Origin of the sequence: Enterococcus sp. DIV2419 (assembly GCF_051711865.1) — a bacterium.
Lineage (GTDB): Bacteria > Bacillota > Bacilli > Lactobacillales > Enterococcaceae > Enterococcus > Enterococcus faecalis.
In genome coordinates this window covers 890,803-906,139 of the sequence record NZ_JBIONS010000001.1, presented here as the reverse complement: position 1 = coordinate 906,139, position 15,337 = coordinate 890,803, and the positions used below count along the sequence as shown (strand labels likewise).

Genomic DNA, 15,337 nt, shown 5'->3' with positions numbered 1-15,337 from the left:
CTTTTATCTTTTTTTCTTTTGATAAGGGGTATTTTCTAAAGGCAGACTTGGTCGGAGCTGACCATCCAAGGCAAAATATGCGCCTGCTAAAGCTGGTGCGGTAGGGATCGTTGCTAACTCACCTACGCCTTTAATTCCATAGGCTAAACCTTCGTGAAGATTGTCAGCATGAACCAAAATTGTTTCGATTGGTGGTACTTGAGTGGCGTTCACTAATCCTAGCGTTGCATATTTTGCTTTAACATAGCCTTCTTCTAAGGCAAATTTTTCAGTTAAAGCATACCCCATGCCCATCGCAATCCCACCTTCAATTTGACCTTCAGCAGCTCGTGGATTCACCACTTGCCCCATATCATACGCAGCCACAAATTTAGCTACTTTTCCTTTGTCATCTAGAATAGCTACTTCAGCAGCATAACCATAACCAGCATGACTAACTGGACTTTTTTTATCATTAATTAATGGATCCGTTTTCGCTGAATATTCCCCATAAAATTCTTCGCCTTCCAAATCACTTAAAGCACGTCCCATATCAAGCTCATACCGTAATTGCATTGCCGCTCTTCTAGTTGCTTCTCCTGTGAAGAGTGACTGCCTCGAAGCCGTTGTCGTTCCTGAATTCGGCGTTCTTCTCGTATCAGGTGCTTCCGCAACAATCATTTCTGGTGGTAAATTTAATGTTTCACAGGCAATTTGCGTCGTAACGGTTGCCATCCCTTGACCGATACAAGCAGCACTTGTGCGGACATGTATTTTTCCTTCTTCAACAGAAATAATACAACGCCCTGTATCAGGTAGCCCCACACCCACACCACTATTTTTAAAGAAACTAGAAATTCCAGCAACTTCCGCTTGTTCATAGACGTCTTTAACCGCTAACAAGGCTTCTTTTAACGCCGCATTTTTCGAGACCAATTGTCCATTCGGTAAAGTATCTCCTGGGGCGACGGCATTTTTAAAGCGTAATTCCCATGGTGATAGTCCGACTTTTTCTGCTAACAAGTTTAAATTACTTTCAATTGCAAAAGCCGTTTGGCAAACACCAAATCCACGAAATGCACCTGCTGGCGGATTATTAGTATATACAGCAAACCCTTCCACATCAATCGTTTGATACTTGTAAGGACCTGCCGCATGTGTACAAGCCCGTTGCAATACCGGTCCTCCTAAAGAAGCATAGGCCCCAGTATCCGCATAAATCACTGCTTTCATTGCAGTTAAATTGCCTTCTTCATCACAGCCGGTCGTAAAGTCCATTTCCATGCCATGGCGTTTGGGATGAACCATCAAACTTTCTTCACGGCTTAGCAGTACTTTTACTGGTTTCTTCAATAACCAAGCGACTAAGGATGCATGATGCTGAACACTCATGTCTTCTTTTCCACCAAAACCACCACCAACAAGTTTTGATTGAACATGAATTTTTTCCTTGTCCAGACCTAACATCCGAGCCACTTCCCGTTGTTCATCATAGATACTTTGACCCGCACTAAAGAGTAAAATGCCCTCACCTTCAGGCTGTGCAATCGCACACTCGGGTTCCATAAAGGCATGTTCGTTAATTGGTACGGAATAATGTTCTGTCACTACAAACGCAGAATTTGCTAATACTTCCTCTGCATTGCCACGTACCAAGTGTTCATGAGACAAGATATTGCCCTTTTCATGAATAGCTGGTGCACCTTCTGCTAAAGCAGCTTCACAAGAAGTAAGCGGTATCATTTCTTCGTAATCAACTTCCACTAAATTTTTTATCTCTGGTAAGGTTTCTTTTCTTTTTGAAACAACGAGTGCCACTGCATCCCCAACATACCGTGTTATTTCTCCTTCTGGAATCATTACATCCCAATCGGAAATAAATTCTAAATGACCAATTTTATTATTTCCTGGAACGTCTTTAGCTGTGAACACAGCCACACAGTCAGGATGCGCCAATGCTTGGGTACTATCGATTGATAGAACTTTTGCGCGAGGATAGGCACTCCGCAAAGCAGATGCATGAAGCATTCCTTCTATGTCAATGTCATCTACATAAATCCCTGTCCCTAAGGTTTTCTCCACTGCATCGACCCGTTGGAAGTCTTCCCCTAATTTACCATTTGAATGTTCTTCTTGAATGCTCGCTTCTTCACAAAACATTTTAGCAGCTAACTGAATGGCTTCTATTATTTTCACATATCCTGTACAACGACAAATGTTTCCTCGTATAGCTTTCTGAATGTCTTCTTTTGTGGGTTCGGGTTTCTTGTTCAATAATCCTTGTGCCGAAATAACCATCCCAGGGATGCAATACCCGCACTGAACTGCACCCGTTTTTGCGAACGCATAGGCGTAGACATCTTTTTGCCGTTGGCTTAAACCTTCGATTGTCGTGACTTCTTTACCAGCTAATTTTTCTAGAGTAAACAAACACGCTTTGGAAGCCTTTCCATTTACTAACACCGTACATGCACCACAAGAACCTTGGTTACAGCCATCTTTTGTTCCAGTTAGGCCCAGATCCTCCCGCAAAAAGTCCATTAATTTTTTGTTTGTTTCACAGGTTTCACTTTGACCATTTACAATAATTGAATACATTTCTTGCACCTCGATTTCTGATATAGTTTAGTGTTCAATCACCTAGATTATACCACAAATCTTCATTCTAAAAATTATTTTTTAGCAAAAAAAAGTTTTTTATTTAACTTAAAGGTCCTCATTATTGATAGCGCTGTTGAATTAATTCTCCCGCGATGCTAATCGCTAACTCTTCTGGTGTTTCGGCTGCAATGTCTAAGCCAATTGGCATGAAAATTCTTTCAATTTCATTCATTGTATAACCGACCTCTTTTAACCGTCGAACTTGTGAAGCAATTTTGTGTTTGCTCCCCATCACACCAATATATTTGGCTGGTGTTTCCAATAACTGTTTGGCAACGATGAAATCAAAATTGTGTCCTCTGGTAATTACTATACCATAATCGTCCGCCGTTATTTCAATAAATGCAGCTAAATTTTCTAAAGGAATCACCCGTAGTTCCTCAGCTTGTGGAAAAGCTTGTGCCGTCAAAAATTCTGGACGATCGTCCACTACAACGCAATAAAACGATAAATAGTTTAAAATAGGTACCAATGCGCGTGCGACATGTCCACTTCCAAAAATATATACTTTCCCTACTTGGAGGATCGCTTCTGTTAAAAAAGTGATTTCCTCTTTTTGCTCACAATGGATACCTTTAGGTAGCAAACTTAATTCCCCCTCCCAAGAAGTGGAACCAATCAATTCGCCTGTTTCACTATAAAAGGATACTTTTCCTAAATTGTTTTGATCTAGTTCAGTCATTAACCAACCTTGTTGATTATTTTGAAAATGCGTTTCTATGGACTCACACAACTCTTTTAAAAATGGCGTTTCCCATGAAAGATAATGGAAAAAAATCGTGACATTCCCGCCACAGACCATGCCTAAATCAGCAATATTATTCGGTGCTAAAATAAATTGACGTTGTGCATTTTCTTTCTCAATAAGTAGCTTTTTTGCCACTTGTTCAGCCTGAAATTCAACCGCCCCACCACCAACAGTTCCGGCTATTCTACCTTCGGCGGAAACCAGCATTCTAGCCCCTTGGCTTCGTGGTGTAGATCCTGAACTTGTACCAATCGTTAATAACATCGTGTCTTGCTTTTCCAATATTGCCTGTTTCAAATGCTGAAATACTTCTCTCATTTCAGTTCCTCCGATACTACATCCTGTTCTTTAAAGATTTCTTCAAAGCATGCCTCTACCTGTTGATACACTTTTTTCTCAAATAAAAGATATTGATCAATCAATTCTTTTCCTTGGTCCGTAACAATTGACCCGCCACCATTACAACCACCAACACTTTTGATAATTAATGGAAAAGATAGCTCTTCTTCAGCTACCCGCACAATCCGCCATGCCTTATTATAAGACATTTTCATCTCTTTTGCCGCTAAGTTTAGTGACCCAGTTTGCTGAATTTTTTGTAAAACTTCGACAACGCCAGGACCAAAAAAGTTCCGATCTGTTTTTAATTTTAAGTTTAAGGAATACGTAAACATCTTCTCCTCCTTTATTCGTTCATTTTTTTATAGATAACGTAAGGGAAAAAGGATACGAAAGCTTACTCACTTTCGTATCAAAAAAAGCAATCTTCACTCAAGTGCTACGCGCTTTTTTGGTTTTAAAATGACATTTAAAAGGACTGCTACCAAAGTGGTTAAGATAACTTCCGAATTACCGAAAATCGTTGTTACCCAAGTTGGAAAACCAGCTAAGCTTCCAGTAGACAATGTGACACCAATTCCAAATGCTAGAGCTGTTCCGACAACCCCAGTATTTCGAGGAGTCATTTCCTGCGAAGCAATCATCCGAATACCTGTCATAGAAATAGAAGCAAAAACTGAAATCGTTGCACCACCAATTACCGCGTAAGGAATCGTAGTTAATAACGCAGCTACTTTCGGAACAAAACCAGCAATTAATAATATAACTGAAGCGAAAACCAGAACATACTTATTAATCACTTTTGTTACCGTAACCAGACCAACATTTTGTCCAAAAGTTGCCACTGGGATTGATCCAAATAAACTGCCAATAAAGTTAGTGAAACCACTCCCCATAATTCCGCCAGATAATTCTTCATCCGTTGCATCCCGATCCATTGCCCCAACCGTTGTTGCTGTAAATTGACCGATGGCTTGAACAGCATCAACAATAAACATCACTACAAGCGTAAAGATAGGTACCAGTTGAAAATCCAGTCCAAAATGAAACGGGGTAATTACCTGAACGATTTTAGCATTTTGAACTGGTTCAAAACTAACCATCCCTAAAGCTAAAGAAATCAAATAACCAATAACCATTCCGTTTAAAATTGCGGATAACTTCAAAAATCCTTTTGCAAAATAATTGAAGTAAAAGACAATCGCAAAGGTTAATAATGCAACTAACCAATTCCGGGCTGAACCAAAATCAGCACTACCAGCTCCTCCTGCCATATATTTAATCGCAACTGGAAACAAGGATAGTCCAATGCTTAAAATAACCGTTCCTGTTACTAAAGGCGGAAACAACACACGGATTTTTTTAATGAACAAACCAACAATAATAACAAGAATACTGCCAACTAATTGGGAACCAAAAATTGCTGCAATCCCAAAATCAGCTCCGATGGCCATCAAAATCGGTACATACGCAAAACTTGCCCCCATCATAACTGGTAACCGTGAACCCACTTTTCCAAAAATAGGGAAAAGTTGAATTAACGTTGCAACTGCTGAAAAAATCAATGATGTTTGAATCAAAATAGTCGTATCACTAGGACTTAATTGGCAAACTTTGGCAATCATGATTCCCGGTGTGACAATCCCTACTACTGCTGCGACAACGTGTTGCAATCCCATCGGAATTGCTTCAGAAATTGATAGTTTCGCATCATATTCAAATAATGCTTGCTCTTTTTTTTCATTCATAGGATCGTTTCCTTCTTCTTTTTATTCTAAAAGGATTGTTCCCCTTAATCAGTAAAGAATGCAATCCTTTTTCCCTCAGAAACATCTTAAAAATTATCCTTTGACAGCAACTGCTTCAATTTCAAATAAACCATCTTTTGGCAACTTGGCTACTTCTACACAAGAACGTGCAGGCAAAACTTCTGAAAAGTAATTCCCATAGATTTCGTTAATTTTGCTAAAATCAGACATATGTTGTAAAAACACCGTTGTTTTCACAACATTATCATAGGTCATCTCGACCTCTTTTAAAATCGAACCTAAATTGATAAAAGCTTGTTTTGCTTGTTCTTCCACTGTAGTCTTCATTTCGCCCGATTGCGGATCTAATCCTAGTTGTCCAGAAATGTACAACGTATTTCCCGCTAAGACAGAATGTGAATAAGGTCCTACAGCAGCTGGTGCCTGTGCAGAATTAATCATTTTGTTTGTCATCGTTTTCCTCCATTCTATGATTCTTTATTTTCAATTAAAGTCCCTGTTTTTCCAGATAATCCTTCTTTGGCTTTTTCTAATAACGTAATCAATGTTTTTCGACCTGGCTTAGATTCAGCAAATTTAATCGCTGCTTCAACTTTTGGTAACATTGAACCTGGAGCAAACTGACCTTCTTGCGCATATTGTTTCATTTTTTCTGTTGAAACATTCCCTAAGGCTTCTTGATTTTCTTTACCAAAATTAATACAAACTTTTTCAACTGCTGTTAAAATCACGAGCAGATCAGCATCCACTTGTTCAGCCAGTCGTTCACTACAAAAATCTTTGTCGATGACTGCATTTACACCTTTCAGTCGGTTCCCTTCTTGAATGACCGGGATGCCACCACCGCCGCCAGCAATGACTGTTTGGCCAGCATCAACCAATGTTTGAATCGTGAGAAGTTCGACAATATTTTTTGGTTTAGGAGAAGCGACGACTTGGCGATAACCACGGCCAGCATCTTCCATCACTTGTATATTTTTTTCTTTGACTAATTGTTCTGCTTCTTCTTTTGTCATGAAGCGGCCAATTGGTTTCGTTGGTTTTTTGAACGCCGGATCATTTTCATCCACGACCACTTGAGTGACTATGGTGGTGACTGCTTTACTTATATTTCGCTGACGCAACTCTTCTTGTAGCGCATTCTCTAAATCATAGCCAATGTAACTTTGACTCATGGCTACGCACATGGATAACGGAACAACTGGATATTGTGGATTATTAAAGGAAAATTCTTCCATAGCTAATTGAATCATCCCCACTTGAGGACCATTGCCATGAGATAAAATAACTTCATATCCTGCTTCAATCAAATCTGCAATCGCTTTGGAGGTCTGTTTTACGGCAGTCATCTGCTCCGTCAAATTATTTCCTAAAGCATTGCCACCTAAAGCCACTACGACGCGTTTGCCCATTGCTTCACCTCATTTTCTGTTTTATAAAAAGGACGATGCTTTTTCTTTTTCACAACGAGTTTTCGTATTAACTGTCTGTTGTCGTTGCATGAAGTCAACGCACATGACTAAGCGTTCTTGACTCGAGACAATCACACATTCATGAATAGACTTGGGAAGGTCTTATTTGTTCATGTTGAAGAGGCAACTTCTAATGATTCATTGTGTAAAGAAAAAGCATCTGTCTTCATGCCAAATTCATTATTTTACTTCTCTTGGTGTCGCTTTATCCGCTAATTCTGTTAAGGTTTTTTGCGGATTTTTTACTTTACTTAAGAAAATCATAGCCGCAATAACATACGGTTTGTAGCTAGCTTCTTTGTAAAGTTCGACCCGATAACGATCGAAAACAGAAGCTTCCACTTCGCCTTCTTCACAACTAACGCCAGTAATATCAGCTGGTAGACAATGCATATACAAAGCTTTGCCGTCTTTCGTTGTTTTCATCAATTCTTCTGTACATTCCCAATCTTTGTGCTTTTTATTTTGAGAAAGTAATTCTTGTTCTAATTGATCAATTCCTGCTTGGTCACCATTGCCATATAATTCAGTTCGCTTTTCCATTGCCGCAAAAGGTGCCCAGCTTTTCGGATAAACAACATCCGCATCTTTGAATGCTTCTGCCATACTATTCGTTTTAGTAAAGTTTCCTCCAAATTCTGCCGCATTTTTCTTCGCAACTTCTTCTACTTCTGGCATAATTTCATAACCTTCTGGATGTGCTAAGACGACATCCATTCCTAAACGGGTCATTAGACCAACAATTCCTTGAGGAACAGATAATGGTTTTCCATAAGATGGTGAATACGCCCAAGTCATGGCAACTTTTTTCCCTTTCAGGTTTTCAATGCCACCAAATTCATGAATTAAATGCAACGCATCTGCCATTGCTTGTGTCGGATGGTCAATATCGCATTGTAAATTCACTAACGTTGGACGTTGTTCTAATACCCCATCTTTATATCCTTCTTGGACAGATTCTGATACTTCGTGCATGTAAGCATTGCCTTTACCAATGTACATGTCATCACGAATACCAATGATATCAGCCATAAAAGAAATCATGTTTGCTGTCTCACGAACAGTTTCTCCGTGAGAAATTTGACTTTTTCCTTCGTCTAAATCTTGAACTTCTAAGCCCAAAAGATTACACGCTGAAGCGAAACTAAAACGTGTTCTTGTAGAGTTGTCGCGGAATAAAGAAATCCCCAAGCCACTATCAAAGATTTTAGTTGAAATATTATTTTCTCTTAAATAGCGTAATGTATCGGCAACTGTGAAAACAGCTTCTAATTCATCTCTTGTTTTTTCCCAAGTTAGGAAAAAGTCATTTTCGTACATTTTTTCAAATTCTAATTTATCTAATTTCTCAATATATTCTTTAAACGTTTCCATTCCATCTGCTCCTTTTTTCTTGTCTAATAATCCTTTACTTAACCACAATAGACCGTTGGTAATGCCGCATAAACGGCTGCACAACGAACCAAATCATCTTTCCAAGTTTTTTCATTTGGTGCATGTGCTTGTGCTTCGGCCCCTGGCCCGAAACCAATACAAGGAATGCCATTACGTCCCATAATTGAAACGCCATTTGTTGAGAAGGTCCACTTATCTAACAATGGGCGTTCTTCACGCATTTCCACTGTTTCTACAGAGCCTTTCCGTGTTTCTCCATAGAGATTTTTATGCGTTTCCATCAAGGCTTTTGTTACATCATGATTTTCTGGAATTACCCACGTTGGGAAATAACATTCAATTTCATAAGTTAAATCCGTATAAGAAGGACGATCATAGTTGTACATTGAAACCGTCACATCATCTCCATATTTTTTAACAGCTGGTAAATTGCGAATTTCTTCCAAACAACTTTCCCAAGTTTCTCCAGCAGTCATTCGACGGTCTAGTGAAACGGTACAGCCATCCGCAACAGCACACCGACTTGGTGAAGAATGGAAAATTTGCGAAACAGTCACCGTACCACGACCTAAGAAACGGGCTTCTTGCCACTCTGGATTGTACTTAGGATCTAACATACGAACTAAACCACGAATCGCTGTGCTTTCTGTATCTCCATTGTTGTTTAAGGCACGAACATCTTGTAAGATATCCGCCATTTTGTAAATGGCATTATCTCCACGTTCTGGAGCTGAGCCATGACACGAAACGCCTTTGACATCAACTTTAATTTCCATTCGGCCTCGTTGACCACGATAAATCCCACCATCTGTTGGCTCTGTTGAAACAACAAATTCTGGACGGATACCGTCTTCTTTGATAATGTATTGCCAGCATAAACCGTCACAGTCTTCTTCTTGGACAGTAACTGTTACTAAAGCAGTATATTTTTCTGATAATAGACCTAAATCTTTCATGATTTTAGCGCCATAAATAGCCGAAACAATCCCGCCCTCTTGGTCAGACGTACCGCGACCACCGATCTCAGTTTCTGTTTCATAGCCATCGTAAGGATCAAATTTCCAGTTACTCATTTCACCAATTCCGACAGTATCCATGTGCCCATCAAAAGCAATTAATTTTTCACCAGACCCCATATAACCAAGTAAATTCCCTTGAGGATCAATGTCAATTTTATCGAAACCTAATTTTTCCATTTCGGCTTTTGCTCGCGCAATTTTGTTGCCTTCTTCTGCACTTTCTCCTGGAATTTTGACAAGGTCTCTTAAAAATTTGACCATATCTTCTCTGTAACCTTCTGCTGCTGCATTTACTGCATTAAAATCCATTCCTTTTACCTCCATAAAATTTTTTTATAATTGTCTGGATCAGTGTCCCCTTCGGTAGAAAACATTAAAACGTTTGACGTCTCATCCAGTTGCAATGCCTCACGTAATTCTTGATAGTCGGGATCTTGCATCACTGTAGCTACTAAGCCCATTGCTACTGCCCCAGATTCGCCTGATACAACTTGCGGATCCCCTTTTAATGGTGCGCCCAACATACGCATTCCTTTTTCAGAAACCCAATCCGGTGCTGAAACAAAGAAGGATGTATGATTTTTTAGAATATCAAAAGAAATCGTATTAGGTTCTCCACATGCTAAGCCAGCCATAATTGTCTGTAAATCACCATCGACAAAGCGAATTTCTCCGTCTTTTTTAATTGCTGATTGATATAAACAGTCAGCCGCCTGTGCCTCAACTACGACCATAATCGGTGGGTTTTCTGGAAAAGCATTAGCAAAATAACCAATAACCGCCCCAGCTAAACTGCCGACACCAGCTTGAACAAAAACATGACTAGGTCGTTCAGAGCCAAATTTTCTTAATTGTTGAGAGGCTTCTAACGCCATCGTTCCGTATCCTTGCATAATCCAAGTCGGAATTTTTTCATATCCGTCCCAAGCGGTGTCTTGAACCATGACACCGTTTTCAGTTTCTTCGGCCATTTTATTAGCCATTCGCACACATTCATCGTAATTAACTTCTTCGATTGTGACGGTTGCGCCTTCTTTTTCAATATTTTCTTTTCTCGTCTGTGTTGAACCCTTCGGCATGAGTACAACTGATTTTTGGCCTAATTTATTCGCAGCCCAAGCGACTCCTCGTCCATGGTTACCATCAGTTGCTGTAAAAAACGTAGCTTGTCCAAAAGCTGATCGTAATTGATCAGAAGTTAATTCATCATATGTTAGTTCCGAAACATCTTTCTTTAATTTTTCGGCAATATAGTTAGCCATGGCAAATGAACCACCTAATACTTTAAAAGCATTTAAACCAAAGCGATAAGATTCATCTTTAACAAAGAAATCATTTAACCCCAGATACGCGGCCATATGATTCAATTCTGCTAATGGTGTTTCTGAATACTGTGGAAAACTTTTGTGAAAAGCCAAAGCTTTCTCAATTTTTTCTTTAGACATCAGAGGTAAGTACTTATCCTCCGTCTTCGGCATTTCATTTGCTGTCCATTTAATTTTTTCCAAAAATACTTCTCCTCCTTCTATTTTTAAGTTGCTTTACGAAAAACAAATTTTCCTTGATTTGCCAAGATGACTTGCCCAGCTTCAGCAACTTTTTGACCTCTTAAATAAACCATTCGAGCCTGTCCTTGTGTTTCAAATCCTTCATATGGCGTATAATCGACATTTTGTAACTGCGTTCTCGCAGCAATCACGCCGGTTGTTCTGGGATCCCAAACAACTAAATCGGCATCACTGCCTTCTTGCACCACACCTTTTTGTGGATACATCGAGAATTGTTTAGCAATATTTTCAGAAAGCAGAGCAACCATTTTTTCCAAGGTGATTCGGCCCTTCGCCACACCTTCCGTGTAAATTAATTCTGGTCTCGTTTCAACACCTGGCATCCCATTTGGAATTTTACTAAAATCATCTTCGCCAACTGTTTTTTGTCCGTGAAAATTAAAACTGCAGTGATCTGTCGATATTGTATTGATTGCCCCCTCTTTAATCCCTTGCCACAAAGCCCGTTGATCCTCTCGTTTGCGTAGTGGCGGTGAGCAGACATATTTTGCTGCTTCAAAATTAGGCGCATCATACAAGTGATCATCTAGTAAAAGATATTGAGGGCAAGTTTCTACATAGACTGATTGTCCTCTTTGACGAGCCCGTTCCACCGCTTCTAATGATCGTTTTGTGCTTAAATGCACAATATTAACCGGCAAATCAGCCATTTCCGCTATCATCAAATATCTTGCTACCGCTTCTGCTTCAACAGCCGCCGGTCTTGATAACGGATGATAGTGCGGGGTTAGCTTTCCTTGAGAAACATATGATTGGATTAATTCATCTACTAAATCACCATTTTCACAATGAACGCCTAACATTCCATTAACTTTTTTTATTTCCTTCATCGCTTCAAAAATTTCCGCATCTGTGGTTCGCAAATTATCATAAGCCATATACATTTTGAAGGAAGTAATACCTGCAGCAATCATTTCCTGAATTTCAGCAGCTATCGTTGGTTTCCATTCAATCATGGACATATGGTAAGTATAATCACATGAACTCTTGCCTTCAGCCAATTGATTCCAAGTAGCTAAACAGTCTTTCAATGAGCCGCCTTTATTAGGTGTAGCCATATCAATAACCGTAGTCGTACCTTTGGCCACCGCCGCTTGGCTGCCAGTAGTAAAGTTATCCGCCGTACTTAACGAACCTTTGCCATTATTTAATTCCAGATGCGTATGCGCATCAATAAAGCCTGGTAATACATAACACCCCGTAACATCCTCAATCTGAGAATTTTCTACTGGTAAATTTGCCCCCATCTCTACAATTTGCTCGCCGTCAATTCGAATATCCAATTGACGACGATTATATGCAGATACGACGGTTCCACCTTTGAGCAGAATAGACATCTATTTATCCCCCAGTCGTAAATTTCCTTTTATGCTTGCATACAATAAGCATATTCTTCAATCATAGTTACCATTAATGCGATTAAATCTTCTGGTACATCTAATCCTTGATCCGTTAATTGGATTGTTGACACCGTTCCCCATAAACGCAGTAAACAAATTTTATCCACAGGATTTTGAACATAGAAACCTGAATTAGTACTGTCATAAAAATCAGATTCACTGTTAAATAAGGTAAATTTGTCTTTGTAAGGGGCACTTGCATAAGGGCAAAATGTTTCACAGTTGCCACATTCGTTACACATCCGATCAACATGAACAATTTGTGGTTTTCCTTCGACGTACACAACAATATTTGCTCGGTTTGGACAGACATCCATACAAGATTCGCAAATTGTGGAGCATTCTAAGCAACGACTAGCTTGACTACAAGACATCTCGTCTGTCACAAGGATACCCCGTTTGTTTCTAACAAATGCAACATCACTATTTAAATTATCTTTTTCATAGTGATGACTGTGGACAAGACAAATATTATTGGCCGCTTTGGTTGCATCAGCGATTGCTTCAACTATTGTGGCTGGTCCTAAATTAGCGTCACCAATGACATAGACGCCTGGTATATTTGTTTCCAATGTTTCTTGATTTGAAACGACTTTCCCATAGTTGTCTGTGTGAATGCCTAATGCTTGGTAAAATTCTGTATCTACTTTTTCACCAACAGCGGCAATCACTGTATCAGCAGGAATATCAATCATTTCTCCTGTACCAATTGGACGACGGCGTCCAGAGGCATCTCGTTCACCTAGGACCATTTTTTCACAAGTTAATTGTTGATTTTCATGTTTAATTGGCGAAAGTAATTCTAAAAAGTCAACACCATCTTCTAAGGCTAAATAAAGTTCTTCTTCATCTGCTGGCATATTGCGTTTATTCCGACGATAAACCACTGAGACTTTTTTAACACCAGGTAATGTTGTGGCTGCACGAGCACAGTCCATAGCTGTATTTCCGCCACCAACGACGACAATCTGTTCTCCATAAGGATTAATTGTTGGATTTTCTCGGTTTGCTTTTAAAAATTCTAACGAGTTCAATGCTCGCCCAGATTCTAAACGAAGGACCCCATGTTTCCATGCACCAATGGCATAAATAACATTCGTATAGCCTTGGTTTTTCAATTCTGCCAATGATGGCGCCTCTTGTCCTGTACGGAATTCAGCTCCCATAAATTCCGCTAACTGAACGTCTTTTTGAACAGATTCCATAGAAATTCGAAATTCTGGTACAATCTGGCTACAAACGCCCCCAATTGTCTCGGATTTTTCAAACACAGTAACAGGCATGCCTTCACGTGCTAATAAATACCCAGCAGAGATCCCTGCAGGACCTCCACCCACAACAGCTGTTTTAGGTGCATTTTCTTTTGGCTGTGGCTTTTCTAGTGTCGTCAATAATTCATCATAGGCATGTTCAGCTGCTTCTAACTTCACTTCCCGAATATGAATAGATTCTTCATAAAATTGACGTGTACATTTAGTCATACAAGGATGTGCACAAATGGTTCCAGTAATAAAAGGCAACGGATTTTTATCGACAATTACTTGCAAGGCCTTTAAATAATTGCCTTCACTTACATAACGAAGGTAAGCAGGAATATCCTGATTGATCGGACAACCACCGTCACTTCGACAAGGAGCAATATAACAATCTGTTAACGGAACTGTTTTTCTTAGTTTGGTACTTTCTGGTAATTTAATTGATTTTTGGTAACGCGCTTGTGTTTTAGCTTTCTCAACAACTTGGGCTAATTTATCCAAGTTGACATGAACCATCTGAGGATATTCTGCTGCGCCCAATACATTAGCAACTTGATTCATTCGTTGATAGCCACCAGGTTTCAACAGCGTCGTTGCCATAGTGATTGGCCAAATCCCAGCATCAAATATTTCTTTACTATTGAAAATATCTGCACCGCCAGAATAAGAAATTTGTAGTTTCCCATCAAATGCTTCTGATAATTTTTGTGCCAATGAAATACTAAGAGGAAATAGCGAACGTCCTGACATGTACATTTCATCACCAGGTAATTCATTTGCTGCAATCGTTACTGGGAAAGTGTTCGTAATTTTAACTCCGAAGCTTAGATTTTTACTATTAGCTAATAATTGCAGACGTTGTAACATCGGTACTGCTTCTTCAAATTGTAAATCTTCTTTAAAATGGTGATCGTCAAAAACCATATAATCAAACCCTAGCTCATCCATCGTTTGACGCGCATATTCATAACCTAACATGGTTGGATTACATTTAATAAAGGAATGGAGCCCTTTTTCACTTAATAAATAGGCCGCAATTCGTTCAATTTCATCTGATGGACAGCCGTGTAAAGTCGACAGCGTAATAGAATGACAGACTTTAGGACTAATTGCTTCGATATATAAGTCATCTACTTTTTTAAAATAAGATAGATATTTTTTGGCAGCTGCTTGGCATTCCGCCCAAATCGGCGTTCCTTCTGCGTTCTGCATTTCGTTAATATAACGATCAATTTTTGGTGATTGAATCCCTGCCAAATCATAGCCAACACTCATGTTAAAAATGAAACCATTCGGGTCACCTAGCTCGAACTCTTTACTCAGTAACTTCAAAACGAACCATGCTTTGACGTATTCATCATAAGCTTGGGGAACACGCAATTCTGTGGACCACTCAACGTTGTAACATTCATCCGCTGCTGCGATACATGGTTTACTCACCGGTAAATCTTCTCCATCCAGTATCTGGACTGTCTTAACTTCAAAAAAACGAGAACCTGTTAAATAGGCCGCAATAATATTTTGTGCTAATTGTGTATGAGGACCTGCTGCTGGACCACAAGGGGTTTCCATTTTTTCTCCAAATAAGGAAATCGTTTTTGTAGGATCCGCATGATAAAATTTACGAATGCCAAAAATTGTGCCATCTTGTTGATACTCACTAAAAATCCAATTTAATAAAGCCTCAATTGAGATGGGATGCATAATATCACTCATTAACGTCACTCCTTT

At 39.4% G+C, this 15,337-nt stretch carries 11 protein-coding genes; all 11 read right to left on the bottom strand.

What is annotated here, in order from left to right; all coding sequences use genetic code 11:
• Positions 1-3: 3 nt before the first annotated feature.
• The 11 genes from xdh to ygfK all read right to left on the bottom strand — a co-directional run bounded on the left by xdh (position 4) and on the right by ygfK (position 15,322).
• Positions 4-2,577: a selenium-dependent xanthine dehydrogenase gene (gene xdh / locus IGI97_RS04285; RefSeq protein WP_438738048.1), complete on the bottom strand. Its 2,574-nt coding sequence runs from the start codon at positions 2,575-2,577 to the stop codon at positions 4-6.
• A gap of 121 nt (positions 2,578-2,698) precedes the next feature.
• Positions 2,699-3,706, bottom strand: a complete 1,008-nt coding sequence (locus tag IGI97_RS04280) for an XdhC family protein (RefSeq protein WP_438738046.1) — start codon at positions 3,704-3,706, stop codon at positions 2,699-2,701.
• Positions 3,703-4,062, bottom strand: a complete 360-nt coding sequence (locus IGI97_RS04275) for a winged helix-turn-helix domain-containing protein (protein WP_002356595.1) — start codon at positions 4,060-4,062, stop codon at positions 3,703-3,705. Before IGI97_RS04275 ends, IGI97_RS04280 begins: the two co-directional genes overlap by 4 nt.
• A gap of 93 nt (positions 4,063-4,155) precedes the next feature.
• Positions 4,156-5,475 carry a nucleobase:cation symporter-2 family protein gene (locus IGI97_RS04270; RefSeq protein ID WP_002356594.1) on the bottom strand — a complete coding sequence of 440 codons (1,320 nt, stop codon included), beginning with the start codon at positions 5,473-5,475 and terminating at the stop codon, positions 4,156-4,158.
• A gap of 93 nt (positions 5,476-5,568) precedes the next feature.
• Positions 5,569-5,949, bottom strand: a complete 381-nt coding sequence (locus IGI97_RS04265; protein WP_002362244.1) for a RidA family protein — start codon at positions 5,947-5,949, stop codon at positions 5,569-5,571.
• A gap of 14 nt (positions 5,950-5,963) precedes the next feature.
• On the bottom strand, positions 5,964-6,908 hold the full coding sequence (arcC, locus tag IGI97_RS04260) for a carbamate kinase (protein WP_002362589.1): 945 nt from the start codon (positions 6,906-6,908) through the stop codon (positions 5,964-5,966).
• A gap of 240 nt (positions 6,909-7,148) precedes the next feature.
• Positions 7,149-8,342 carry a knotted carbamoyltransferase YgeW gene (gene ygeW, locus IGI97_RS04255; RefSeq protein WP_002379712.1) on the bottom strand — a complete coding sequence of 398 codons (1,194 nt, stop codon included), beginning with the start codon at positions 8,340-8,342 and terminating at the stop codon, positions 7,149-7,151.
• A gap of 38 nt (positions 8,343-8,380) precedes the next feature.
• A complete protein-coding gene (locus IGI97_RS04250; RefSeq protein ID WP_002362247.1) occupies positions 8,381-9,706 on the bottom strand; it encodes a YgeY family selenium metabolism-linked hydrolase in 1,326 nt (441 codons plus the stop codon).
• On the bottom strand, positions 9,697-10,890 hold the full coding sequence (gene dpaL, locus IGI97_RS04245) for a diaminopropionate ammonia-lyase (RefSeq protein WP_002356589.1): 1,194 nt from the start codon (positions 10,888-10,890) through the stop codon (positions 9,697-9,699). The genes IGI97_RS04250 and dpaL overlap by 10 nt, the downstream gene beginning before the upstream one ends.
• Positions 10,891-10,913: 23 nt before the next feature.
• The gene (gene hydA, locus IGI97_RS04240; protein ID WP_438738044.1) at positions 10,914-12,287 is read right to left on the bottom strand and encodes a dihydropyrimidinase; all 1,374 of its coding nucleotides are present in this window, start codon (positions 12,285-12,287) and stop codon (positions 10,914-10,916) included.
• A 29-nt stretch (positions 12,288-12,316) separates the two neighbouring features.
• Positions 12,317-15,322 carry a putative selenate reductase subunit YgfK gene (ygfK, locus tag IGI97_RS04235; protein ID WP_438738042.1) on the bottom strand — a complete coding sequence of 1,002 codons (3,006 nt, stop codon included), beginning with the start codon at positions 15,320-15,322 and terminating at the stop codon, positions 12,317-12,319.
• Positions 15,323-15,337 lie beyond the last annotated feature (15 nt).

Bases quoted from the DNA above. Each gene is read 5' to 3' on its own strand.
- IGI97_RS04275 (WP_002356595.1), bottom strand. From the start codon at position 4,062: ATGTTTACGTATTCCTTAAACTTAAAATTAAAAACAGATCGGAACTTT.
- IGI97_RS04280 (WP_438738046.1), bottom strand. From the start codon at position 3,706: ATGAGAGAAGTATTTCAGCATTTGAAACAGGCAATATTGGAAAAGCAA.
- ygeW (WP_002379712.1), bottom strand. From the start codon at position 8,342: ATGGAAACGTTTAAAGAATATATTGAGAAATTAGATAAATTAGAATTT.
- arcC (WP_002362589.1), bottom strand. From the start codon at position 6,908: ATGGGCAAACGCGTCGTAGTGGCTTTAGGTGGCAATGCTTTAGGAAAT.
- IGI97_RS04265 (WP_002362244.1), bottom strand. From the start codon at position 5,949: ATGACAAACAAAATGATTAATTCTGCACAGGCACCAGCTGCTGTAGGA.
- xdh (WP_438738048.1), bottom strand. From the start codon at position 2,577: ATGTATTCAATTATTGTAAATGGTCAAAGTGAAACCTGTGAAACAAAC.
- IGI97_RS04270 (WP_002356594.1), bottom strand. From the start codon at position 5,475: ATGAATGAAAAAAAAGAGCAAGCATTATTTGAATATGATGCGAAACTA.
- ygfK (WP_438738042.1), bottom strand. From the start codon at position 15,322: ATGAGTGATATTATGCATCCCATCTCAATTGAGGCTTTATTAAATTGG.
- IGI97_RS04250 (WP_002362247.1), bottom strand. From the start codon at position 9,706: ATGGAGGTAAAAGGAATGGATTTTAATGCAGTAAATGCAGCAGCAGAA.
- hydA (WP_438738044.1), bottom strand. From the start codon at position 12,287: ATGTCTATTCTGCTCAAAGGTGGAACCGTCGTATCTGCATATAATCGT.